The sequence below is a fragment of the Pseudorhizobium flavum genome (assembly GCF_044142885.1).
Classification (GTDB): domain Bacteria; phylum Pseudomonadota; class Alphaproteobacteria; order Rhizobiales; family Rhizobiaceae; genus Neorhizobium; species Neorhizobium flavum.
This window is the reverse complement of the sequence record NZ_JBIOKZ010000009.1, coordinates 14,092-37,576: the sequence shown is the minus strand read 5'-3', so window position 1 is coordinate 37,576 and position 23,485 is coordinate 14,092. Positions and strand designations below refer to the sequence as shown.

Below are 23,485 nucleotides of genomic sequence, written 5' to 3'. Positions count from 1 at the left end.
CTTTGGCGGTCTTTGACATTTGCCGTTTCTGCCACTAGGAAACGCGGCATGTCTGGCTGCGAGAGTTGCAGCTACGCGCCACGGCGCCCGAACATTCCGAAAGACCAAGAAGATGACCGATCACGAAGGCGCCGTTCCGGCGATCGCCAAGGCATTGGCGAAGCGCTGCTATGCGACGCTCACCCCCGTCCAGCAGGCCATGCTCGACCCGGCGCTGCAGACCTCCGACGCGCTGGTCTCGGCGCAGACGGGCTCGGGCAAAACGGTCGCCTTCGGCATCGCCATGGCGCCGACGCTGCTCGACGACGGCGAGCGCTTCGACCGAGCAGGCGCGCCGCTGGCCTTGGTGATCGCTCCGACTCGGGAACTCGCCATGCAGGTGAACCGCGAGCTCACCTGGCTCTACGAGATGACCGGCGCGGTGATCGCCTCCTGCGTCGGCGGCATGGACATCCGCAGCGAGCGGCGGGCGCTGGAGCGCGGTGCCCATATCGTCGTCGGCACGCCCGGCCGCATCTGCGATCACATCCGCCGCAATGCACTCGACATGTCGGAGCTTCGGGTCGCGGTGCTCGACGAGGCGGACGAGATGCTCGACCTCGGCTTTCGCGAGGACCTGGAATTCATCCTCGACGCAGCACCAGAGGGCCGGCGGACGCTGATGTTCTCCGCGACGGTGCCGTCGGGGATCGCCAAGCTTGCGAAACGCTACCAGCGCGATGCGGTGCGCATTTCGACCACGACGGAGGAAAAGCAGCACGCCGACATCGAGTATCGGGCACTGCTCGTCGCTCCGTCCGACCGCGAGAACGCCATCATCAACGCGCTGCGATTCTATGATGCGAAGAATGCGATTGTGTTCTGCTCTACGCGCGCAGCGGTGAACCACCTGACGGCACGTTTCAACAACCGTAACTTCGACGTCGTAGCGCTTTCCGGCGAGCTGACGCAGAACGAGCGCACGCACGCGCTGCAGGCCATGCGCGACGGCCGCGCCCGTGTCTGCATCGCCACCGACGTCGCCGCCCGTGGGATCGACCTGCCGGGCCTCGACCTCGTCATCCACGCCGACCTGCCGACAAATTCCGAAACGCTGCTGCACCGCTCCGGCCGCACGGGCCGTGCCGGCAATAAGGGTGTGAGCGCGCTGATCGTGCCGGTCAACCAGCGTCGCAAGGCAGAGCGCCTGCTGGCAGGCGCCGATGTGACGCCGACCTGGGCGCATCCTCCGTCTGCCGACGAGGTGATTGCGCGCGACCAGGAGCGCCTGCTGGCCGACCCGGTGTTCGACGAGGCGCCGCGCGAGGAAGAGCAGGAGCTGATTGCCCGTCTGGTGGAAACCTATGGCGCCGAAAAGCTCGCTGCCGCTTTCGTCAACCTGCACCGGGCAAAGAATGCCGCGCCGGAAGACCTGCTGCCCGTTTCGCTGGATGGCGGCCCGCGCAAGCCGCGCGATGCGAACCAGGGGGATCCCGCCTCGCGGCCGCTTACGCCCCGCGGCGATTTCGGTCCCGCCGTCTGGTTCTCGCTGTCGGTCGGCCGAAAGCAGCGCGCCGAGCCCCGCTGGTTGATCCCCACCATCTGCCGCAACGGCGATCTCTCCAAGAACGAGATCGGCGCGATCAAGATGCAGGCGGACGAGACCTATGTGGAGATTGCCGCCGACCATGCCGAACGCTTCATGGCGAAGCTCGGCAAGGACCGGATGATGGACCGCGGCATCCGCGTTACCCGCCTCGACCAGGCGCCGGACTTCAGCAAGTTTAGCCGAGGTGGTGACGACGAGGCCCCGCGCCGCGATGGCCCGCGGATGGACAAGCCGTGGAAGGGCAAGAAGTCCGGTGATGGCGATGCCGCCGAGCGGCCCCGGCGGGAGAAGCCGTTCCGCGAGAGACCTTCCGGCGAGGCGCCTGCACGGGACTGGAAACCGAAGGGCAGGTCCGCTGACGCGCCGCGCGACATGCGCAGCGTCGACGACGAAGTCTGGGGTGAGCCGAAGCCGAAGGCGAGCTTCGGCAAGGGCAAGCCTGCCCGTGGCGGCGATACGGCGGGGCATCCGCAGAAGAAGAGCGCCGGCAAGGCGTTCGGCGACAAGCGGTTCAAGGGCAAGGCTTCCGGCAAGGATACTGCGGGCAAGCCGTTCGGTTCGAAGGGCAAGGCGGGTGGCGGTCCAAAGAAGTTCGGCAAGGGGAACGACCGCGCCCGGTGAATGGTGCCCTCAGAAGGGCACCTTCCCGGGATTGAACAGCCCCTTCGGGTCGAGCGCCTGCTTGAGCGTACGGGCCAGAGCCCGCTTTGCGGGTGAGGTGAAGGTCTCGTAGCCGTAGCGCTTTTCGAGCCCTACCCCGTGTTCCGCGGAGAAGCTGCCACCGGCTTCCCGGATGCCGGTGTATACGGCATCTTCAACGGCACGCAATTCATCCTGCGGCAGCGGTCCGCGCCTGATCAGCGTCAGGTGCAGGTTGCCGTCGGCGATGTGCCCATAGACATAGGCCGCATAGGTGGGATCGATCGCCTTCAGCCGGCTCTCCAACTGGGCGACATAGGCGTCGAGACGGGTCGGCGGAACGGAGACGTCGAAGGAGGCGGCTTCGGGAATCTCGGCATAGTAGAAGCCGGAATCCTCGCGGATGTCCCAGAAGCGCCGCGCCTGGTCGAGCGACTTGGCGACGATGCCGCCTTTGAGGTCGAGCGGCTCCCAGAGCTCCGCAAGCTGATCCTCCAGGGTGGCCGCGGCGGCATCGACGCTTTCTGCCGATATCTCGACCAGCAGTGCCGAGGCGTCCTCTTCGAGCCATGACAGATCGAGACCCTTGAGATGTGCATGATCGCGAATGTAGCGCGGCCACATCATCTCGGCTGCCTCAAGGGTGACGCCCGGCAGGGTCCGGAGATGGCGGATGACCGACAATGCAGTGCGGGCATCGGCAGCGCCCAGCATCGCGGTCGCCCGGTACGGGCGCTGCGGCTCCAGCTTCAGGACCACCTTGGTGACGACGCCGAAGGCGCCTTCGCCGCCGATGAAGAGCTGTTTCAGGTCCGGCCCGGCCGAGACCTTCACGACACGCGTCAGGTCAGAGAAGATATCCCCAGACGGCAGGACTGCCTCAAGTCCAAGCACCTGATGGCGCATCACGCCATTGCGGAAGGCGAGGATGCCGCCGGCATTCGTCGACACCATACCGCCGATCGTCGCCGTGCCACGCGAGCCGAGATCGATGCCGGTGGTGAGGCCGTGTTCCGCCGCAGCCTGCTGCAGGGCCTCCAGCGTCACTCCCGCCTCGACCGTTGCGGTCATCCCCTCAGGCTCGATGGACAGGATGCGGTTGAGACGCGAGGTAGACAGTATGACCTCTCCCGCGACGCTGACATTGCCGCCCACCAGCCCGGTGAGACCGCCCTGCGGGACGATCGCGATGTTGTTTTCCGCGCACCAGCCGACGAGTGCGACTGCACCCTCCACCGTCGCGGGCTGAACCATCACGCCGGCGCCGAAATTCCGAAAATGCTCGCCCGGATGCCGGCCCTGGAGATCTTGGGGGGAAAGGACCGTCAGTTCCGGATGAAGTTCGCTCAGGCGGCGGTGGAGTTCGAGGGGTGTCAGAGTTGTGGACTGTGCTAGGGTCATTCTGTCGACTTCGTTGGAGGCGAATGGGCCGTCTTAGCAGCGCGGGGGCGTTCGGCAAGTTCGGATCAATGCCTCTGCGCCTACAACTTGATTTTCGGGTGCTCCTTGTTATTCTTACGTTCACGTAAAGGTAAGCGGCGCCCCGTTCGCAAATCCGGGGGCGTATCGCTTTGGAGGTCGACAATGTCTGTGGCTTTTGCCAATGGAGTTGTCAGACAACGAGGTGCCGGAGTGGAGCCGGCAAAGCGGAGTAGGTGATGAGCGAGCAAATGGAACTTCCCGAGCGCGAGAGCATGGAATTCGACGTGGTGATCGTCGGTGCCGGTCCGGCGGGGCTGTCGGCGGCGATCCGCCTGAAGCAGGTGAATCCGGACCTCACCGTGGTCGTGCTCGAGAAGGGGGCGGAAGTTGGCGCCCATATTCTGTCCGGCGCCGTGGTCGATCCGATCGGCATCGACAGGCTTCTGCCCGGCTGGCGCGAGGAGGAGGGGCATCCCTTCACCACGCCTGTCACCGACGACCAATTCCTCTTCCTGGGGCCGGCGGGCTCGATCCGCCTGCCGAACGCCTTCATGCCGCCGCTGATGAACAATCACGGCAACTACATCGTCTCGCTCGGTCTTGTCTGTCGCTGGCTTGCGGAGAAGGCGGAAGCTCTCGGCGTCGAGATTTATCCGGGGTTCGCCGCAACGGAAGTGCTTTACGACGAGAACGGCGCCGTGCGTGGCGTGGCGACCGGCGACATGGGAATCGAGCGCAACGGCGAGCCCGGCCCTGCCTTCACCCGCGGCATGGAACTGCACGGCAAGTACGTGCTGATCGGCGAGGGTGTACGCGGATCGCTCGCCAAGCAACTGATCGCGAAGTTCGATCTCCAGAAGGATCGCGAGCCGCAGAAATACGGCATCGGGCTGAAGGAACTCTGGGAAGTGAAGCCGGAGAACCACAAGCGCGGTCTGGTCCAGCATTCCTTCGGCTGGCCGCTTGGGCTCAAGACCGGTGGTGGCTCCTTCCTCTACCACCTGCACCATAATCTCGTGGCGGTCGGATTTGTCGTCCACCTGAACTACAAGAACCCCTATCTCTACCCGTTCGAGGAGTTTCAGCGCTTCAAGACGCACGAGGCGATCCGCGGTACCTTTGAAGGCGCCAAGCGCATCTCCTACGGCGCCCGTGCGATCACCGAGGGTGGCTATCAGTCGGTGCCGAAGCTCTCCTTCCCGGGCGGCGCGCTGATCGGCTGCTCCGCCGGAATGGTCAACGTGCCGCGCATCAAGGGCAGCCATAACGCCGTCCTCTCCGGCATGCTGGCGGCAGAGAAGATCGCAACGGCGATCGCCGCCGGCCGCGCCAATGACGAGGTGGTCGAGATCGAGAATGAATGGCGCGACGGCGATATCGGCAAGGACCTGAAGCGGGTGCGCAACGTCAAGCCGCTGTGGTCGAAGTTCGGCACCGCGCTTGGTGTCGGGCTTGGTGGCATCGACATGTGGACCAATCAGATCTTCGGCTTTTCCTTCTTCGGGACCCTGAAGCACGGCAAGACCGATGCCGAGAGCCTGGAACCGGCTACCCAGCACAAGCCGATCACCTATCCTAAGCCGGATGGGGTCCTGACCTTCGATCGCCTGTCCTCCGTCTTCCTGTCCAACACGAACCATGAGGAGGACCAGCCGGTTCACCTCCAGGTGAAGGACATGGACCTGCAGAAGCGCTCCGAGCTCGGCGTCTATGCCGGTCCGTCGACCCGCTACTGTCCGGCCGGCGTCTATGAGTGGGTCGAGAAGGATGGCGAGGAGGTCTATGTGATCAACGCGCAGAACTGCGTCCACTGCAAGACCTGCGACATCAAGGATCCCAACCAGAACATCAACTGGGTGCCGCCGCAGGGCGGTGAAGGACCGGTCTATCCGAGCATGTGAGACCGCGTTGAATCCGACATGAAGGCCCTCCGGTCAGTCCGACCGGAGGGCCTTCTGTTTTGGCCGGGGTGAGCCTCGCGGCGGACGGCGCCGGTTTGACCTGCAGCAAAGTTCCTCTCCCGATAACGCCTAGGATGTTCCATGCGGTGCGAGACAGGTTCCGCAACGATTTCGAACCTTCTGGGAGGAATGAACATGAGAGAGCATGTGAGGCTGTCACTGGTCGTTGCTGCGGCGCTCTTTGCGAGTGCTGCCTCCGCTCAGCCCTTCGGCGGACCGGGCTGGGGAGGCGGACCCGGCATGGGTTCCGGCTGGGGCAGTGGACCTGGAATGGGCTGGGGCATGGGCATGGGGTGGGGCGGTGGCCAGATGATGCCCGGCCGCGGCCGCTTCGCCATGATCGACGCCGACCATAACGGCACGATCAGCGCCGAAGAAGCTGCCTCCGCAGCCGAAGGCGTGTTCGCGGCCATGGATGCCGACGACAATGCCGAACTGACCAAGGACGAGTACATGAGCGTCCGCATGGGCCCGCAGATGGGCTGGAACCAGCAGCGCCAGGCCGAGCGTCAGACTGCCAAGGAAGAACGCTTCGGCCAGATGGACAGCGATGGTAACGGCACTGTTACACAGGCGGAATTCATCGCCCATGCCAAGGCTCATTACGACAGCGCCGACGCCGACAAGGACGGCAATGTCACGCCATGGGAATGGCGTAGCGAACAGTGGAACTGAGCTCGCCGGACAGTTCTCTCAACAAGCTGCTTGCGCGTGGGTGCGCGCAGGCGGTGGGCGGTATCACTTCGCCGTGACAATAACGCTTCATTAACCATAAACTCCGTAGTTTCGTGCCATCAAACCGACACATTGAGGACACGATTCATGTCGATCTCCCGCCGCGGGTTTCTGTTCGGACTGCCGCTTTTCGTCACTGGATGCGCCTCCAGCGGCGTGGATCACCAGGCCAATTATGCGGCTCTGCCAGATGAGGCTTTCCCGCTGAAGCGCGTCCCGCTGGACAAGATCAAGCCCGAGCTTCGCCGCCAGGTCGTTGCCTATGAAACCAGCTACAAGCCGGGAACGATCGTGGTTGATACGCCCGCTCGCCGTCTTTACCACGTCATGGAGAACGGGCAGGCGATGCGCTACGGCGTCGGCGTCGGCAGAGCAGGCCTCGCCCTCTCCGGCAGTGCCTATGTTGGGCGCAAGGCGGAATGGCCAAGCTGGACCCCGACCCCGAACATGATCCGCCGGGACCCGGAAAAGAACCTGAAATACGCTGGTGGCGTCCCAGGCGGGCCGAACAACCCCCTTGGCGCACGCGCCATCTATCTCTACCGCAACGGCAACGACACGCACTTCCGGATCCACGGCACAAACCAGCCGCAGACGATCGGCTACGCCATGTCGAGCGGATGCGTTCGGATGATGAACCACGATGTCATCGATCTCTACGAACGGGTGAAGGTCGGTGACCGGGTCGTCGTGCTGCAAGCCTGATGAGAGGCGGCGTGCCTTTACGTGCGCCGCCGCGACAGCAATCCCGTTGACAGCAGGACGCCGAGCCCGGTGACGAATGTCGCTGCGATCGTCAGCGCGTCCACTGCTTCGCCAAGCAAGACGGCTCCACCGATCGCCGCGGCGACGGGCGTGACGGCGGTATAGGCCGCCGCTTTCGTCGCACCGAGCATCCGCACGCCGATCCCGTAGAGGACAGTCGCGAGCAAACCGGAGAGCAGGCCCTGCGGCACGATCTGCAGCGCAATCTCCGAGACAGGAGCGACGAAGAGGTTCGAGCCCATCAAGGGGATCAGCGGCAGGTTGATCGTCGTCGACCAGAAGCAGATCAGGGCCCCGGCCTCGAAGGCGCCCAGTCCTGATCTGCGAAAGGCATGGGTATAGATGGCCCACAGTACCGCGCCGAACGGCAGGACGAGATAGCTTCGCCAGGTGAGTGCCGCGCCGGATGCCGTCCCGATCAAAAGCATCAGCCCGCCCGCGAGGATCGCCAGCATGCCGATCTTGCGCAGGCGATCCGGCCGTTCCCCCAGCACCAGCATTCCGATCAGGGCGGTGGCGAGCGGCATGGTCCCCGGCAACAGGACCCCCGCGGCCGAGGCGGGAGTGGCGTGCAGTCCGAATGCGGCAACCTGGAAGAAGGGCGCGCCTGCGCCGACGATCATCAGGACCAGCGGTAGGGTGCCGGCACTGCGGGGCCAGAGCCCGGTGCGGCGGAGAAATGGCGAAAGCACGAGCGCCGGGATGCCGAAGCGCAGCAGGCTGAGGTCGAGCGGCGTCAGCATGCCGCCCCTGCTGTAGCGCATCGAAATCAGCCAGGTCGCCCAGATGCCGACGACGGACAGCGCTGCTGCCGCACCGAGCATCGTCGATGTGGATGCAGGCGGGCGTTCGATCACTGCCATCACGGTCTTCCTCTGCAACGACGACGGCGGATCATAGCTCCGTTAGAGGAGACCCGTCCTTGCTAAATTGCGCCGGAAAGGACAAGAATTTGGCATGATGCGCCAATAAGATGGTGTAGAACGGACGAACATGCCAAAACTTGATAAGTTCGATCTCGGCATTCTCGAGGCCCTGCAGCAGGACGCCCGGGCAACCAATGTAGAAGTCGCCGAACGCGTGAACCTCTCTCCTTCGCCCTGCCTGCGGCGGACGCGCATGCTGGAGGAAGGCGGAATCATCCGTGGTTACCGCGCCGACATCGACAGGCAGGCGATCGGGTTGGAACTGACGGTCTTCGTCTCCTTCAAGGTGATCCGCCATACGCGCGAAAATGCGCAGGCGCTGGAGCAGGCGCTGATCGACATTCCGGAAGTGATTGCCTGCCACATGATCTCCGGGCAGTCGGATTTCCTGGCTGAGGTCGTGGTCGAGAATCTTGCGGCCTATGAGCGGCTCTTGACGGAGAAACTGCTCGTCCTGCCGCAGGTCACCGACATCCAGTCGAATTTCTCCATCCGGGCCGTCAAGACCGGCGGTGCGCTGAAGCTGCCGCCGGTCCGTGAGCGGGGCTAGAAGCCGGAAAGGACGATCTTGCCTTTCGTCCGACCGCTCTCGATCATCGAATGGGCGCGCTTCAGGTTGGCGGCATTGATCGCGCCATAAGTCTCGTTCAGCGTGGTGCGGATATCGCCGGCATCCACCATATCTGCCACACGGTTCAGCAGCTTGTGCTGCTCTATCATGTCCGCCGTCTGCCAGACCGGACGGGCGAACATCATCTCCCAGTGGATGGAGAGCGACTTGCGCTTGAACCTACGCAGGTCCATCGGCTCCTTCGGATCGTCGATCAGCGAGAACCGCCCCTGCGGCGCGATCAGTTCCAGAACGTCGGCCACATGCTTTTCCGTCTGCGTGGTGGAGAAGACGAAAGCGGGGAAACCTATGCCCAATGCCTCCACCTGGGGCGCCAGCGGCTGGCTGTGGTCGATCACATGATGAGCCCCGAGCTCACTGATCCAGGCCTTTGTCTCCGGGCGTGATCCGGTCGCGATGATGGTGAGATCGGTCAGGCGACGGGCGAGCTGGATCGCGACGGACCCCACGCCGCCAGCGCCGCCGATGATCAGGACCGCATTGGCCGCACCAGGAACCGGGTCCTGCACCTTCATGCGGTGGAACATGGCTTCATAGGCCGTAATGGCGGTAAGCGGCAGGGCGGCAGCCTCCTCGAAGCTGAGGCTCGCAGGTTTCCTGCCGACGATGCGCTCGTCCACGAGGTGATACTCCGCATTGGTGCCCTGCCGATTGACGGCACCTGCATAGAAGACCTCGTCACCGGGCTCGAAGAGGGTGACCTCGCTTCCGACTGCCTTGACCACCCCCGCCGCGTCATACCCCAGCACCCGGTATTGCCCGTCTTCCACCGCCGCCGAGGCTCGGACCTTCGTATCCACCGGGTTGACCGAAACCGCCCTGATCTCGACCAGGAGATCGTGGCCGGTGGCTTGCGGCATGGGCAGCTCGATGTCGATGAGCGCGGTATCCGCGTCGATGGGTTGGGGCTTGTTGAAGGCGACGGCGCGCATGCGGCTCTCCCTGTTCGTTGATTGCGTGCTCCATAGTTGCAGCCTATGCTCCCGAACCGCAAGAATGCACATTTCCGGCACATAGTACCGAAAAGGATACTGTCGATGTCCCGTCCCCGCGCCAAGCTGACCGGCAACTTCCCCGGATGTCCGGTGGAATCGACCCTGAGCTTCCTCGACGGCAAGTGGAAGGGCGTGATCCTCTATCACCTCCTCACTGACGGAACGCTGCGGTTCAACGAGCTGCGCCGCCGCATTCCCTCGGTCACGCAGCGCATGCTGACTAAGCAGTTGCGGGAACTGGAGGAGGCGGAGCTCATCACCCGCACCATCTTCCCGGTGGTGCCGCCGCGGGTCGATTACGCCCTGACCCCGCTGGGGCAGAGCCTCGAGCCCGTGGTGGCGGCACTGCATGCCTGGGGCAAGCGGCATGTCCTCTGCCGCAACGGTGAGAAGACAGTCGTGAAGCCGGAGCCGGCGACCCAGCCGGCAGCTGCCTGAGCGAAGAGTTGTCCGGCCCCTCTCAGAAGCGCCTCAGTCACCGGAAAATCTGCCGGCATCTGCTGGCGAAGGAGCAGCAGAGCAACCATTTTTGCCATGGCTCGTTGTTCGGCGGGCTGACCTGCAGGCAGAGCGAAAGCGCCAGATGAACCTTGTTGCCGTCTTCAACCGCGATGGCGGAACCTTCAAGACCACCGAGATGGACGCCTATTGCGCCCGGGCGGCCGAGACGTTCAAGAACGCCGGTCATCAGATCCAGTGCCACGTGGTCTCCGGCAAGGATGTCGTTTCGACGATGCAGCGGGTCGCAGCAATCCCCGAGGTGGAAGGGCTGATCGCCGGAGGTGGCGACGGCACCATTTCCGCGGCAGCCGACATTGCCTGGCGCAATGCCCTGACACTCGGCATCGTTCCGGCCGGGACGATGAACCTCTTCGCGCGATCCCTCAAGCTGCCGCTCGATATCTGGGACGTCCTCGACGTCCTGGCGCAAGGTAGGATCGAGAATGTCGATATCGCCAGCGCCAACGGCAGGAGCTTCATCCACCAGTTTTCCGCCGGCCTTCACGCACGCATGGTCCGTTACCGGAATTCCATGACGTTTGGGTCACGTCTCGGGAAGATCCGCGCCAGCACGCGGGCCGTGCTGGGGGTGATGTTCAATCCCCCGGAATTCGAGGTGGAGTTTAATGCCGAAGGGAAGTTAGGGCACCGCAAGGTCTCCGCCATTTCCGTGTCGAACAACGAGTTCGGCCAGGACCCGCTGCTCGTAGCGCCGGATGTGACGGGCGGCCATCTCGGCTTCTACATTGCCGACCCGCTGACGCCAGCGGGCGTGGCCCAACTCGCCTACGACATCCTGCGGGGTCGCCTGAAGGAGAACGAGTCGGTCACTGCAATGACCACCACCGAGGTCGAGTTGCACTTCCCGCGCGAACGCAAGGATGTCCGCTGCGTCATCGACGGCGAACTGCTCCCCATGGACCGCGACGTCAAGCTGCGCATCCACGCCGGTGAACTCAAGGTTCTTGTGCCCCGCGACCCCGACGAGCTTAAGCAGGAAGACTCGGGAAGCGGCATCTGATCCCTTAGATGCGCGGAAGATAAGTGCGGTAGTCGAAATCGGAGACCGTGCGCAGGTAGGTGAGCGCCTCCTTCCGCTTCGTATCCGCATATAGCCTCTGGTAGCGTTCGCCGAAGACGTCGCGAATGAAGGCGGATGCGGCGAAGTCTTCGACAGCGGTCAGGAAGTCATGAGTCAGGCGGCGATTGCCCGGCGCCGGCTGGCCGGGTTCGGTCGGCAGGCCCGCGTCGAGCGTCTGTTCGACGCCAAGCAGCATTCCTCCCAATATGGCAGCCAGCAACAGATAGGGATTGGAATCGGCGCCGGCGACCCGGTGCTCGATGCGCGCTGCCGGCCCGTCCTTGTCGGGTATGCGCACGGCCGTTCCGCGATGGCCATAGCCCCAGTCGATGTCGACGGGAGCGAAGGATCCCGGCTGGAAGCGTCGGTAGGAATTGGCAAATGGCGCGAAGATCAGCTGCGCGTCGCGCATCGTGTCCAGCATCCCGGCGCAGACGGACTTGAGGAGCGCCGGCTCGCCGCCCTTGGCGTCAAGAATGTTGTTTCCGTCGCGGTCGATGATGCTCGCATGGACATGCAGGCCTGAGCCGGCATGGTCGGCATAGGGCTTTGCCATGCAGGTGGACTTCAGGCCATGATGCTTCGCCGCCTGTTCGGCAATCCGCTTGAGGTAGATGCAATCGTCGGCGGCGGCGAGGGCATCCGACCGGTGCAGGAGGTTGATCTCGAACTGGCCCGGGCCAAACTCGGCTGTGGTGGCGTCCGCAGGCAGGCCCTGCGCCTTCGCCCAGGCGCGCACCGTCTGCAGGTAACCGTCCAGCGCATCGACCGCACTCATGTCGTAGAGCTGAAAGCCGTTCGGCTCCCCGCGGAATGCAAGGCGTTCCGGCGGGCGCGGCCGTCCGGTCTCGCGCCAGTCGTCCTCCACCACATAGAATTCCAGCTCGGTGGCCACCACTGGTGTGAGTCCGCGTTCCTCATATCGTTGAAGCAGGGCGGCAAGGCTGGCGCGCGGGTCCATGAAGCTCGGGCTGCCATCGAGCTCGTGCATCGTGGAGAGAACCTGCAACGATCCGTCCGGCGCCCAAGGCATGGGCGCGAGGCTGCGGCGGTCCGGAATGCAGACGCCATCGGGGTCGCCGATCGACAGGGACAGCCCGGTGATGTCGTCATTGTCGTCACCCCAGACGTCGAGCGACTGCGTCGATGAGGGGAGCCGGACAGTACCTTCCCAAACCTTCTTTTCCGCCTCCAGCGGGATTTGCTTGCCACGCAGGTCGCCATTCATGCCGACGAGCAGGATTTCGATGCGGGGAGGGGCATTCTCGGCTGTCATGGGAGTCTTCAGAAGGGAGTTGCGAAGCTTCGTTCGTAGCCGATAAGACTTGGGCAGACAATCTCGCCTCCGGAAGACCCCAATGACCTCTGCCACAGTCCTCTCCAATCTCGGCGCCATCGATGCCGCCCACCACCTGCATCCCTTCTCGGACATGAAGAAACTCAATGCGGCAGGCACGCGGGTTATCGAGCGGGCCGAGGGCGTGCACATCTTCGACAGCACCGGCAAGAAATATCTCGACGCCTTTGCCGGGCTCTGGTGTGTCAATGTCGGCTATGGGCGGCGAGAGATCGCCGAGGCGGTTCATCGCCAGATGAGCGAGCTGCCCTATTACAACAGCTTCTTCGGGACGACGACACCGCCGACGACCCTGCTTGCCCAGAAGATCGCCTCGCATGCCGGCGGCAAGCTGAACCGCGTCTTCTTCACCAATTCCGGCTCCGAAGCCTCCGACACCTGGTTCCGCATTGCGCGGGTCTATTGGAAGGCGCTTGGCAAGCTGGAGAAGACGCAGGTCATAGCCCGCCGCAACGCCTATCACGGCTCGACGGTCGCCGGTGCCTCGCTCGGTGGCATGAAGTGGATGCACGAGCAGGGTAACCTGCCGATCGAGGGGATTCACCACATCGGTCAGCCCTACTGGTATGCGGAGGGCGGCGATCTTTCGCCCGCAGAGTTCGGCCTGCAAGTGGCCCGCGAGCTGGAGCAGAAGATCGACGAACTCGGGGAAGATCGTGTCGCCGCCTTCGTCGCCGAACCGATCCAGGGCGCCGGCGGTGTGATCATACCTCCGGAGACCTACTGGCCCGAGGTCGCCCGCATCTGCCGCGAACGCGACATCCTGCTCGTCTCCGACGAGGTGATCTGCGGCTTCGGACGGCTCGGCTCCTGGTTCGGATACCTGCACTACGGGGTGGAGCCCGATCTTGCGCCGATTGCCAAGGGGCTCTCCTCCGGCTACCTGCCCATCGGCGGCGTGATGGTGAGCGACCGGGTGGCGGACGTGATGGTGGAAGAGCTTGGCGATTTCTACCACGGCTTCACCTATTCCGGGCATCCGGTCTGTGCCGCGGCGGCACTGGAAAACCTGTGTATCATCGAGGAAGAGGGGCTGGTCGAACGTATCCGCGACGACATCGGGCCCTATTTCGCCGCCGCCTGGAAAAGCCTGGAGGACCACGAGGTGGTGGGTGAGGCCGAGAGCGTGGGGCTGATGGGTGGCTTGCAACTGGCGGCCGACAAGTCAACTCGCCGGCGCTATGCAAAGCCCGACGACATCGGTACGCTGGTGCGCAACCACTGCGTCGAAAACGGCCTGATCATGCGGGCTACCGGCGACCGCATGCTCGCCTCGCCGGCCTTCACCATCAGCCGTTCGGAGGTGGACGAGGTGGTCGACAAGCTGCGCAACGCGCTCGACCACCTGCGGGACACGGTCAGGGAGTAGTCTCGACGTCTGTCGAGTTTACTGGAACGCGGTCTCGTAGAAGCTTCTGAGCTTGCGCGAATGCAGGCGTTCCACCGGCATCGCGGCGAGCTTCTGCACGGCGCGGATGCCGATCTGCAGGTGCTGGCTGACCTGGGTGCGGTAGAAGGCGGTCGCCATGCCCGGCAGCTTCAACTCACCGTGCAGCGGCTTGTCGGAAACGCAGAGCAGCGTGCCGTACGGCACGCGGAAGCGGAAGCCGTTCGCCGCGATCGTCGCCGATTCCATGTCGAGCGCGATGGCGCGCGACTGCGACAGCCTCTTCACCGGACCCCGCTGGTCGCGCAGTTCCCAGTTGCGGTTGTCGATGGTTGCGACCGTTCCGGTGCGCATGATGCGCTTGAGCTCGAAGCCCTCATAGCCCGTCACCTCCTCGACCGCATCCTCGAGCGCCTGCTGGACCTCGGCCAGAGCGGGGATTGGGACCCATACCGGCAGGTCGTCGTCCAGCACATGGTCCTCGCGGACATAGGCATGCGCGAGCACGTAATCACCCAGCCGCTGGCTGTTGCGCAGGCCGGCGCAGTGGCCGACCATCAGCCAGGCATGCGGACGCAGGACGGCGATATGGTCGGTGATGGTCTTGGCGTTTGACGGGCCGACGCCGATGTTGACCAGCGTGATCCCGGCATGCCCCTTCTTCTTCAGGTGATAGGCGGGCATCTGGGGCAGGCGCCCGACAATGGCAGTTTCCTCGCGCGGCTCTCCCGGATAGGTAACGAGATTGCCCGGCTCGACGAACGCATCATAGCCTTCGCCGCCCCTGGCCATCATCTCACGTGCCCACGCGGCGAATTCGTCGATATAGAACTGGTAGTTTGTGAACAGCACGAAGTTCTGGAAATGCTCGGCGCTGGTCGCCGTATAATGGCTGAGGCGGGCCAGTGAATAGTCGATGCGCTGCGCCGTGAAGGGCGCGAGCGGGGCCGGCTCGCCCGTTACCTGGTCGTATTCGCCATTGGCGATCAGGTCGTCGGTGTTGTTGAGATCCGGCGTATCGAACAGATCGCGAAGCGAGACATCGGCAAGCCCGGCGGTCGCCGACGCCTCCACATGCGCACCCTCGCCGAAGGCAAAGTGCAACGGAATCGGCGTGGCGGATTCCGAAACCGTGACCGGGACATTGTGGTTCCTCATCAGTAGCCCGAGTTGTTCCTTCAGGTAGTGACGGAAAAGCTTCGGGCGCGTGATCGTCGTCGTGTAGATCCCCGGCGACGTGACGTGTCCATAGGAAAGGCGCGAGTCTGCATGACCGAACGACGTCGTCTCTATGCTGACCTGGGGATAGCAGGCGCGGTACCGCCCGGTCACCGGACTGCCATTGGCCAAAGCTCCAAAGGCATCGATCAGGAAGCGGGTGTTGCGTTCATAAAGCTCTGTGAGCGCGTCCACGGCTTCAGCCGGATCGTCGAAGACACGTGTCTCGTAGGAACTGGGGCTGATGAAGGGGAGAGGGGAAAGAGAAAAGATTCGCTTGCTCATGGGCCATTATAGGATGAAGTCGTTGACAAGCAAAAGACGTCATCCCGTCGACAGGCGTCAAGACATCGACTGGCGCTGCAAGCTGACGAACAGCACGAAGCCTGCGCCTTGCTTGGGTGCCAGACCATCGGCCTTCGCGTGAATGGTCACGGCAGCCAGCGGGCCGACGAGAAGGAGGGCCGCAAGCGTCATGCGCAGCAGCGTCGGCGCCAGGCGCGGGGAACGCGTTTTTTTGGGTTGTTCGCTTGTCCTCATAGGAGGGCTCCGCAGAAGGGAGACAACCCGGTGCACCGGCCAGCGAAGCCGAGATCCGAGCGCCTTGCCCAGTTTCCGGCATTCCCGACTAGCGCACCGAAGAGGATCGCGAAGTTCACGCAGATCAGCATGACGATGATGAAGTGGCGAACAAGTGCAGACATTCTCTTTTCCCCAAGCCCTATTGGGAGCAGAGAGTACCAATGCCGGCTGAACTCCGCCTGAGGCGGCGGTTCATCTGGGGTTCAGCGAAGTAATGCTCGAGATTCCGTCGACGGTACTTCTACCCGAGACGCAAAAAAGCCGGCGTTGCGCCGGCTTTTTCGATTTCCGCTCGAAGAGTGCGACCCGAGCGGGAACGGTGGCTTGAATGAACCGATCAGTTGGTCGGACGGAGCGCACCTTCGTAGTAGTCGCCGCGGTCCTGGGTACCGTCGATGTCGGTGTTGGCCATGTTGCGATCACGGATCATCCAGTTGCGGTCACCGTTGATGCTGCCGGTCGACATGGTATCAACCTGGGTATCATCGAGGCTCGGCGGGGACTCTGCGTAAGGCTCGTACTGCGTCGACTGGGCTAATGCCGAGCCCGCAATAGCAGAAGAAGCGATGAGAGCGGCAACAAAACCGGTGGTAAGGGAGGTTTTCATGTCCTGTCCTTTCTTTGGGTTATCCTTTGCCAGCGCGCCGTGTGGCGGCTTGCAGGACAGAAACCCACTCGGCAGGACATCGTTCCGCAAAAGATGATTATCGACGTTCACAAAGAATGCGAGCAACATCAAGCGGATGTTATCTTCTGCGTGATCTGGATTTGAGGCGTCGGTGGGGCGAACCCGGTGTATCGCCGGCGCTCGCTTGAACCGCAGTCTTCGTTGATTCGCGTCGCCAGCTGTTCTATCATAGCCAAGCGATGGCGAGCCGCAGGCTTCTTCATCGTGTCAGGTGGAGGGCGATTGCGACCCGCCGTCCAGCCGGTGTCTTGAATGAACTGCAAAGACCAGCCGCGAGAGCGGCTGGTCTTTCGGTATTCGTAAGAGGTTCGGCCTCGTACGGCTCGTAGCAGGCGGTGGATCAATGAGCCGTGCGGGGTAAGCGATTACTGCGGGCGGTGTGCGCCTTCGTAGTAGTCGCCACGGTCGGGGGCCTGGCGTACATCCTGAGACACGAATTCAGCGCGATCGCTGATGCTGCCGGTCTGAACACGGTCGATCCGGCTGTTTGGGGCGTCCTTGGCTGCGCCCTCGTAATAATCGCCAGCTGCGAGTGCTGCGCCACCGAAGGCGGCGGTGGCGATGAGAGCTGCGGCGAGGGTGGTGATTGACTTGGTCATGGTGGATTTCCCTTCTTTGATAGGGCTGCCGTGCGGAAAGTTTGCGACCTGAGGCACGGCCAGCCGGTGTGTCGAATGAACTGCGTCAGTTGGGGCGGTTTGCGCCTTCGTAGTAGTCGCCGCGGTCAGGCGTCTGGCGGACGTCCTGATCAGCGTAACCGGCGCGGTCGCCGATGCTGCCCGTCTGGACACGGTCGATCCGGGATGCTTCCGTCGTCTTGGAGGCACCTTCATAGTAGTCGCCGTCGGCGAGAGCTGCGCCACCGAAGGTAGCGGAAGCGATCAGGGCTGCGGCGAGGGTCGAGGTAAGAGACTTGGTCATTGGAGTTTTCCTTCTTTGGTCAGGCTGGCGTGCCGAGAGTTTGCGACCTGGGGCACGACAAGTCGGGGTCTTGAATGAACTGCGGTTTAGTTGGGGCGGTTTGCGCCTTCATAGTAGTCACCGTGGTCGGGCGACTGGGAGGCGACCTCTACGGTCGAACGGTCGTTCGCGAGCAGGGGCCCATTGTTGATGCTGCTGGTCTGGAAGGTATCCACCGCGGCAGGAGCTTCGGAGGATGCACCTGGGTAGTAATCGCCAGAAGCGAGGGCTGCGCCACCGAACGCGGCAGAGCCAGCGAGGGCGGCAGCAAAGACGGACAGATTGAACTTGGTCATTTCGTATTCCTTTCGGCATGAGCGAAGCAGTGCTGCTTGCTGACTGCCATATCGGATCGAAACGATCGGTTCGGAAGGTCAGAAAATGGAATCCGCTGTCAACGCGTCGTTGACAATCCAAACCGAACTGCCGGGGAGTGCAGCGCAGGGTTGATAAAGAGGGATGCGGATGGCTGCGTTTAGCGCCCCGCGACGGATGCACTTTTGCCGTGCTGTCGCCTGAAAATTAAGAGCTCTGGAATATCAGCGAAGCTGCATGTGACCGCAGGTAGCAGGATTGTCACGATCCAGGAAAAGCAACTCTTGGCCGCGCCTCGTCCAAGAAACGCGATTCACACACCTTCACAAGTTTTTTACGCCATCAAAAAGCTGCCGCAACTCCGTTTGGGGGAGCCGCGGCAGCTTCGGCGTCGTATTCGTTGGCGATGAAATCTAGCCACGAAGGGGGAGCGTGATGTCGCTCCCGAACGATCAGAGGCGGGTCCAGGTCTGCGTCTTGCAGAGCACCGCCATGACGCAGCCCTTCATCTTCAGAGAGTTTCCGCTGACCGTGCCGGAGCCGCTGTAGGTCTTGTCTGCGGCGGGGTCGGTGATCTCCCCCTTGTAGGTACCGCCGGTTCCGGACAGCTTGCCGATCTGCTTGCCGGCGTGCTTGCCTGTCTTCAGCGTAACGCAGAAGGCATTGCCGCATTTGCCGATGGTCGCGGTTTCGCCGCTCGCCGTCTTCCAGTTGCCCTCCAGCGGCTCGGCTGCATGAGCAAAGCCTGCCGACAACAAGAAGGCGGCAGCAAGTAGTACATGACGCATGATCAATTTCTCCATCCCTGTGTCGGCCGGACCGACAGTCACATCCTCCAGCCCGCCCGGAAGGCGAGCAGGCATCAGATTAGCTTACGCGCACGTAAAGGTAAACGTTGCGATGCGCCGGCGAGCGGCTTTTTCTGCGCAAGCCTTTCCGCCTGCCGCTCCATCGGAGCCTTGCGGATGGTTAGCAGAGGGTTGAAACCGAAATCTCAACTTTGCGTAAAATTTCGCCTCGAGGCCAAGCGCTGCAGGCATCACGATGTTTAACGAAAAGCCAATTTTACCAAGCATTTGTATTTTGTTTTCTAGCAATTAATCATGCCTTTTAGCCGACTGTTTGAAGATCTGCCGCATAGTCCTCCTCAGCAAACGAGCGGAAAAATCCGCCGGCCTGACGGAGACAAGCCGCCGAAGACGGTGCCTCCGGAAGGATCCCGAAAGGGGCAAGAAACAGGGCAAGTTCAACGGCAACAGCTTCAAACAGGGACAAAGACAATGGCACGCTTCGAAATTCAGAATTCCGGATATGCGACGATGGGTGGCGAGACCCGCGCCGATACCTTCTGCGAAATGGGGTTGATGTATGCGACTGGCCGCGGATGCGCGGTCGATCTCGTCGCCGCTCACAAGTGGCTGAACATCGCCGCCATCAAGGGCTCGGACCGTGCGGCCGAATTGCGGGCTGATCTGGCCCAGACCATGAGCAAGGCCGAACTCGCAGCAGCACTGCGTGCCGCTCGCGAATGGATGACGATGCACTGATGAGTGGCCGCCGTTGCGGCGGCGCCACCTCAGAGGGTCTTCAAGACCTGGGGTAGCGCCTCTTCGAGCAGCGCCATGTCGGCTTCGGGCCCGGCACTGATCCGGATGCACCGGTTGAGCGGTGCGACCCCCGGCATGCGGATGAAGACGCCGTGCTCCATCAGGCCGTCGACGATGGCCCTGGAATAGGCGCCGTCTCGAGCACAGTCGATGGCGACGAAATTGGTGGCCGATGGGAGCGGCAAGAGCCTATTTTCACGGGCAATGCCGCCGATGCGCTCCCGGGACAGCCTGATGTTTTCCAGGACCTCTCCGAGATAGGCCTGGTCCTCCAGGGCAGCCAGCGCCGCGGCAGTGCTGATGCGCGCCATGCCGAAATGATTGCGGATCTTGTCGAAGGCTGCGGCCGTCCCCGGCGTCGAGATCGCGTAGCCAATACGCGCGCCTGCGAGCCCGTAAGCCTTGGAGAAGGTGCGGGTGCGAATGACGTTCGGCTGGTCGATCAGCCCATCAATGTCCGGCGTCGAACCCTCAGGGGCCGTCTCGCAATAGGCTTCGTCGAGGATCAGCAGTGTCGTTTCCGGTAGCGCCCGCGCAAATGCGACAACGCTGTCGGCGTCCCACCAGCTTCCCATCGGATTGTCGGGATTGGCGAAATAGACGAGGGGCGGGTTTTCCCTTCGCACTGCAGCCAGAAGTCCATCGAGGTCTTCCCGGTCGTTCACGTAGGGCACGGTGACGAGCCGGCCACCGAAGCCGTTCACATGGAAATTGAAGGTCGGATAGGCACCGAAGGAGGTGACGACCGGCATGCCCGGGTCGATCACCAGCCGTACGATCTGGCCGAGCAGCGAATCAATACCCTCGCCGATCGCAAGGTTTTGCGGCTGGCAGCCGAGATGCGCGGCAAGCGCCTGCTTCAGCGCATGGTTTTCCGGATCATTGTACTTCCATGTTTCCGGTGCCGCTTCGGTGATGGCCCGAAGCACGGATGGGGCAGGACCGAAGCCGTTCTCGTTTGCGCCAATGCGTGCCTTGACCTCCAGGCCCCGGTTGCGCTCGATCGCCTCCGGCCCGACGAAAGGTACGGTTGCGGGGAGCGACTGGATGAGCGGTGTGAAGCGGGAGAATGTGGACATGGAAAGCGGACCTGCTACTAGAATCGGCTCACCATAGGGCCGAATCCCACGCACGCAAGTACGTGAGAGCGTCAACCGGTTCAGCCTGCCATGCGGTCCGCCAGCCGCCGGAACATCGCCGTCAGGCGGTCCATCCCAAGCCGTATCTCCGGCCGGTGCCGGTCGTCATCATTGGCGACAATCCACAGCGTATAGGTAAGCTCCTCCAGGATCGGCCCGTCCCGCTCCAGTTCAGGATCGGCATCCCCGGCGAAGCATGGAAGCACACCCCGGCCATTGCCGGCCCGGATCAGCCGCAAGAGCAGGTCCGGCGAATTCGCCCAGGTCATGATGTCCGCCTCATGATGCTCGAAGACCCACCGGTCCGCAGGCGAATGTGCGCTCTGCGTCCCGAGCGAGACCCAGGGGAGGGGAGTGCGGGACGAGCCTTTGGCGCAGTAGGCGGCATGCGCTACTGGCACCGATTTGCGCAGCGCGAGATTGCCGGTCTGTGGAGGCTCGCGCATGAGGCCGATATCCGTCTCCCGATAGGTGAAGTCGATGCCGGCATGGCGCATCTGGCAGCAGAGGCGGAAAGAATCCGTGGCTCCGCGAAGAGACGGCGTCTCGTCGGCGATCAGGCCCGAGAGCCAGGCATCGGCGCCGATCGAGACGATCGGCAGGGTGAAGGCCTGTCCCCGCCAATCCGCAATCTTCTCCGCCGATGTCTGCATGGCCTGCACATGGGCTAGCAGCACCTCGCCATCCGGCGCCAGCCGGTAGCCCCGCTGGCTGTGCACAAACAGCGTCCGCCCGGTTGCCCGCTCCAGTGCCAGCATCCGGCGCCCGATCGTCGGTGCGCTGATGCCGGTACGCTCGGACGCGCCGCTGAGGCCGCCGGTCAGCGCGACATGCAGGAAGAGCTTCAGGTCATCCCAGTCCGGTTCAGTCATCGGGGCTTATTCTAGCGCGCTTGTCGCAAACCGCATCATTCACCGGTGAAAAACGGCTTTCGTTTGCGCGTCTACAAGCGATGCCCGGCAGGAGCTAGCTGAGAGCCGTGTTCCGCTGGAGATGAAGACCATGCTTCTGAACTGGACCGTGACCTGGGTGACCCTTTGTGAGAATGCGAGGAGCAGAAAGGCGTCGCGCCTCGACGATCCCCTCGATGCGGGCGAGTGGCAGCCGTTCCGCTGGGCGATTCCGCTGATCGCGCTTCTGCTGCGCCAGCACAGCTCGGCAGATCGACCGGACCCAGTGGAGAACGCTGGCCGGAAGGTAACTAGTTGGTCTCGAAGCCGAGCCGGATGACGTGATGCAGGAATTCCGGGTCGATCAGCATGTTGAAGCCAACCGTCACCTTCTCCTCTTCCCGACGGATGACGGTGCAGCCGATCTCGTCATGGATGCCGAGGATTTCAAGGAAAAAATTGCTCGGCACCGGCACATGCGGGCTGACCTCCAGATCGGCTCCATAGAGCGAGATGGTTCGGATCAGGCAGCGCAGGTGCGTCTTGGTGCTGAGATGGTGGCCGACAAAGATGATCTTGCCCGGGCGATCGATCGTGAACTTCTCGAAGGCCTGGTCGCGGGGAATGTTCTGTCTCGGGTCGCGGTCCATGTTCAAGGGCATGACACCCTCCTTCTGTCTCCTCACGGCACGATCTTAGCCTTTTTCAACTAACACATCCTGAACGATCCTCCGGCAATTGCAGATATGCGCGTGAAAAGGATGCACCCGCTCCCTGAAGCCTTGGGCCGACGATCGGGACATCCGGTTGACGTGCGGACGGCTCGCGGCTACCCCTGCCGGCAGAAGGATCGGTGCGGCAGAGGAAGGGCAGGTCTTTGACGGGCAGGCTGGTGATCATCGGGGCGGGGCAGGCGGGTTTCGCGCTGGCGGCAAAGCTGCGCAGCCTGAAGGACGAGCGTCCGATCACCCTCATTGGAGCCGAGGATGTGCTGCCCTACCAGCGGCCGCCACTTTCAAAGAAATACCTGCTCGGCGAGATGGAGTTCGATCGCCTGACCTTCCGTCCGGAGAACTGGTACGCCGAGAACGATGTCGAGATCCAGCTTTCCACCTATGTCGAGCAGATCGATCGGAGCGGCAGGCGGGTCCGGATGCAGGACGGCTCCTGGCTCGGCTATGAGACGCTGGTGCTTGCGACCGGCGCTGCGCCCCGGACCTTGCCAGCGGCGATCGGCGGCGACCTGGAAGGCGTCCACCTGATGCGCGACAAGCGCGACGCCGACGAACTGGCCCATGAAATGCGTCCGGGACGGCGCCTGTTGGTGATCGGCGGCGGTTATATCGGGCTAGAGGCGGCCGCAGTGGCACGCGCCCGCGGCGTCGAGGTGGTGCTGATCGAAGTGGCCGACCGGATTCTCTGCCGCGTTGCCGCGCCTGAGACTGCCGATGTCATCCGTACGATCCACCTGCAGCATGGGGTGACGATCCGCGAGCGCACCGGCCTGACGCGGCTGATCGGCCGCGACGGCCGGATCTGCGGCGCCGAACTTTCCGACGGCAGCGTCATCGACGTCGATTTCGCCATCATCGGCATTGGCGTCGCGCCGAATGACGGGCTTGCGCAGCAATGCGGGCTGGAGGTTGGCAACGGCATCATCGTCGACGCCTTCGGGCGCACCTCCGACCCGGCCATCTATGCGGCGGGCGATTGCACGCAACTGCCGTGGAAGGGGGAGCGCATCCGCCTCGAATCGGTCCAGAACGCGGTCGATCAGGCAGAGGCCATCGTCGCGGTGCTCGCCGGCGGAGCCGAACCCTATCGGCCGAAGCCGTGGTTCTGGTCCGACCAGTATGACGTCAAGCTGCAGATCGCCGGCTTCAATCTCGGCTATGACGAAACGCTCGTGCGGCCGGGCATGCGCGAGGGCAGCGTCTCCATCTGGTATTTCCGGGAGGGGCGCTTCGTCGCGGTCGACGCCATCAACGATGCCAAAGCCTATGTCACCGGAAAGAAACTCCTCGACATGGGCATCGAGCCGGACCGCACCATTCTCGCCGACGCGGCCGCAGATCTGAAGCAACTTCTCTCCTAGGAC

The 23,485-nt window shown here is 63.1% G+C and carries 25 protein-coding genes; 10 read left to right on the top strand and 15 right to left on the bottom strand.

What is annotated here, in order from left to right:
* Positions 1-112 precede the first annotated feature (112 nt).
* A complete protein-coding gene (locus ACEPP2_RS16560) occupies positions 113-2,209 on the top strand; it encodes a DEAD/DEAH box helicase (protein WP_395517235.1) in 2,097 nt (698 codons plus the stop codon).
* Between the two features lie 9 nt (positions 2,210-2,218).
* Here ACEPP2_RS16560 and ACEPP2_RS16555 read toward each other — a convergent pair whose 3' ends face one another.
* A complete protein-coding gene (locus ACEPP2_RS16555) occupies positions 2,219-3,628 on the bottom strand; it encodes an FAD-binding oxidoreductase (RefSeq protein WP_142588814.1) in 1,410 nt (469 codons plus the stop codon).
* A gap of 257 nt (positions 3,629-3,885) precedes the next feature.
* Here ACEPP2_RS16555 and ACEPP2_RS16550 point away from each other — a divergent pair, with 257 nt between their 5' ends.
* From ACEPP2_RS16550 to ACEPP2_RS16540, 3 genes are all read left to right on the top strand, one after another.
* Complete coding sequence (locus tag ACEPP2_RS16550) at positions 3,886-5,550, top strand: electron transfer flavoprotein-ubiquinone oxidoreductase (RefSeq protein WP_395517234.1); 1,665 nt, start codon at positions 3,886-3,888, stop codon at positions 5,548-5,550.
* A 195-nt stretch (positions 5,551-5,745) separates the two neighbouring features.
* Complete coding sequence (locus ACEPP2_RS16545) at positions 5,746-6,285, top strand: EF-hand domain-containing protein (protein ID WP_395517233.1); 540 nt, start codon at positions 5,746-5,748, stop codon at positions 6,283-6,285.
* Between the two features lie 147 nt (positions 6,286-6,432).
* A complete protein-coding gene (locus tag ACEPP2_RS16540) occupies positions 6,433-7,050 on the top strand; it encodes a L,D-transpeptidase (RefSeq protein WP_395517232.1) in 618 nt (205 codons plus the stop codon).
* 17 nt (positions 7,051-7,067) lie between these two features.
* Here the strand turns inward: ACEPP2_RS16540 and ACEPP2_RS16535 are convergent, their stop codons facing one another.
* Positions 7,068-7,973, bottom strand: a complete 906-nt coding sequence (locus ACEPP2_RS16535; protein WP_395517231.1) for a DMT family transporter — start codon at positions 7,971-7,973, stop codon at positions 7,068-7,070.
* Positions 7,974-8,103: 130 nt separating this feature from the next.
* Here ACEPP2_RS16535 and ACEPP2_RS16530 point away from each other — a divergent pair, with 130 nt between their 5' ends.
* Positions 8,104-8,586 carry an Lrp/AsnC family transcriptional regulator gene (locus ACEPP2_RS16530; RefSeq protein ID WP_281977913.1) on the top strand — a complete coding sequence of 161 codons (483 nt, stop codon included), beginning with the start codon at positions 8,104-8,106 and terminating at the stop codon, positions 8,584-8,586.
* On the opposite strand, the gene ACEPP2_RS16525 is transcribed toward ACEPP2_RS16530, so the two are convergent.
* On the bottom strand, positions 8,583-9,599 hold the full coding sequence (locus tag ACEPP2_RS16525) for a zinc-binding alcohol dehydrogenase family protein (protein ID WP_395517230.1): 1,017 nt from the start codon (positions 9,597-9,599) through the stop codon (positions 8,583-8,585). The genes ACEPP2_RS16530 and ACEPP2_RS16525 overlap by 4 nt on opposite strands.
* Positions 9,600-9,704: 105 nt before the next feature.
* Between ACEPP2_RS16525 and ACEPP2_RS16520 the strand changes: the two genes are divergently transcribed.
* Both ACEPP2_RS16520 and ACEPP2_RS16515 read left to right on the top strand, forming a co-directional pair.
* Positions 9,705-10,100 (top strand): winged helix-turn-helix transcriptional regulator, encoded by a 396-nt coding sequence (locus ACEPP2_RS16520; protein ID WP_052637647.1) that lies wholly within the window; start codon positions 9,705-9,707, stop codon positions 10,098-10,100.
* Between the two features lie 145 nt (positions 10,101-10,245).
* Positions 10,246-11,184, top strand: a complete 939-nt coding sequence (locus ACEPP2_RS16515) for a diacylglycerol/lipid kinase family protein (protein WP_395517229.1) — start codon at positions 10,246-10,248, stop codon at positions 11,182-11,184.
* Between the two features lie 4 nt (positions 11,185-11,188).
* Here the strand turns inward: ACEPP2_RS16515 and ACEPP2_RS16510 are convergent, their stop codons facing one another.
* Positions 11,189-12,520, bottom strand: a complete 1,332-nt coding sequence (locus ACEPP2_RS16510) for a glutamine synthetase family protein (protein WP_395517228.1) — start codon at positions 12,518-12,520, stop codon at positions 11,189-11,191.
* A gap of 82 nt (positions 12,521-12,602) precedes the next feature.
* Here ACEPP2_RS16510 and ACEPP2_RS16505 point away from each other — a divergent pair, with 82 nt between their 5' ends.
* Positions 12,603-13,970: an aspartate aminotransferase family protein gene (locus tag ACEPP2_RS16505; protein ID WP_395517227.1), complete on the top strand. Its 1,368-nt coding sequence runs from the start codon at positions 12,603-12,605 to the stop codon at positions 13,968-13,970.
* A gap of 18 nt (positions 13,971-13,988) precedes the next feature.
* On the opposite strand, the gene ACEPP2_RS16500 is transcribed toward ACEPP2_RS16505, so the two are convergent.
* From ACEPP2_RS16500 to ACEPP2_RS16465, 8 genes are all read right to left on the bottom strand, one after another.
* Complete coding sequence (locus ACEPP2_RS16500) at positions 13,989-15,491, bottom strand: AMP nucleosidase (RefSeq protein ID WP_281977908.1); 1,503 nt, start codon at positions 15,489-15,491, stop codon at positions 13,989-13,991.
* 57 nt (positions 15,492-15,548) lie between these two features.
* Positions 15,549-15,746 (bottom strand): hypothetical protein, encoded by a 198-nt coding sequence (locus ACEPP2_RS16495; RefSeq protein WP_077547832.1) that lies wholly within the window; start codon positions 15,744-15,746, stop codon positions 15,549-15,551.
* Positions 15,743-15,910, bottom strand: coding sequence for a hypothetical protein (locus ACEPP2_RS16490; RefSeq protein ID WP_395517226.1), 168 nt, complete (start codon positions 15,908-15,910; stop codon positions 15,743-15,745). Before ACEPP2_RS16490 ends, ACEPP2_RS16495 begins: the two co-directional genes overlap by 4 nt.
* Positions 15,911-16,125: 215 nt before the next feature.
* Positions 16,126-16,524, bottom strand: coding sequence for a hypothetical protein (locus ACEPP2_RS16485; RefSeq protein ID WP_395517225.1), 399 nt, complete (start codon positions 16,522-16,524; stop codon positions 16,126-16,128).
* Between the two features lie 317 nt (positions 16,525-16,841).
* Entirely contained in the window at positions 16,842-17,075 is a 234-nt protein-coding gene (locus ACEPP2_RS16480) for a hypothetical protein (RefSeq protein WP_395517224.1), read from the bottom strand.
* 85 nt (positions 17,076-17,160) lie between these two features.
* Entirely contained in the window at positions 17,161-17,397 is a 237-nt protein-coding gene (locus ACEPP2_RS16475; RefSeq protein ID WP_395517223.1) for a hypothetical protein, read from the bottom strand.
* A gap of 86 nt (positions 17,398-17,483) precedes the next feature.
* The gene (locus ACEPP2_RS16470) at positions 17,484-17,732 is read right to left on the bottom strand and encodes a hypothetical protein (RefSeq protein ID WP_395517222.1); all 249 of its coding nucleotides are present in this window, start codon (positions 17,730-17,732) and stop codon (positions 17,484-17,486) included.
* Between the two features lie 471 nt (positions 17,733-18,203).
* Complete coding sequence (locus ACEPP2_RS16465; RefSeq protein WP_210308260.1) at positions 18,204-18,539, bottom strand: DUF2147 domain-containing protein; 336 nt, start codon at positions 18,537-18,539, stop codon at positions 18,204-18,206.
* Positions 18,540-19,031: 492 nt separating this feature from the next.
* Between ACEPP2_RS16465 and ACEPP2_RS16460 the strand changes: the two genes are divergently transcribed.
* Positions 19,032-19,298 (top strand): sel1 repeat family protein, encoded by a 267-nt coding sequence (locus tag ACEPP2_RS16460; RefSeq protein ID WP_077547835.1) that lies wholly within the window; start codon positions 19,032-19,034, stop codon positions 19,296-19,298.
* 29 nt (positions 19,299-19,327) lie between these two features.
* Here ACEPP2_RS16460 and ACEPP2_RS16455 read toward each other — a convergent pair whose 3' ends face one another.
* The 3 genes from ACEPP2_RS16455 to ACEPP2_RS16445 all read right to left on the bottom strand — a co-directional run bounded on the left by ACEPP2_RS16455 (position 19,328) and on the right by ACEPP2_RS16445 (position 22,049).
* Positions 19,328-20,437: a pyridoxal phosphate-dependent aminotransferase gene (locus ACEPP2_RS16455; RefSeq protein ID WP_395517221.1), complete on the bottom strand. Its 1,110-nt coding sequence runs from the start codon at positions 20,435-20,437 to the stop codon at positions 19,328-19,330.
* Positions 20,438-20,517: 80 nt separating this feature from the next.
* Entirely contained in the window at positions 20,518-21,369 is an 852-nt protein-coding gene (locus ACEPP2_RS16450; protein WP_395517220.1) for a LysR family transcriptional regulator, read from the bottom strand.
* Between the two features lie 329 nt (positions 21,370-21,698).
* On the bottom strand, positions 21,699-22,049 hold the full coding sequence (locus ACEPP2_RS16445) for a hypothetical protein (RefSeq protein WP_395517219.1): 351 nt from the start codon (positions 22,047-22,049) through the stop codon (positions 21,699-21,701).
* A 215-nt stretch (positions 22,050-22,264) separates the two neighbouring features.
* Between ACEPP2_RS16445 and ACEPP2_RS16440 the strand changes: the two genes are divergently transcribed.
* Complete coding sequence (locus ACEPP2_RS16440) at positions 22,265-23,482, top strand: NAD(P)/FAD-dependent oxidoreductase (RefSeq protein WP_395517320.1); 1,218 nt, start codon at positions 22,265-22,267, stop codon at positions 23,480-23,482.
* Positions 23,483-23,485: the final 3 nt, after the last annotated feature.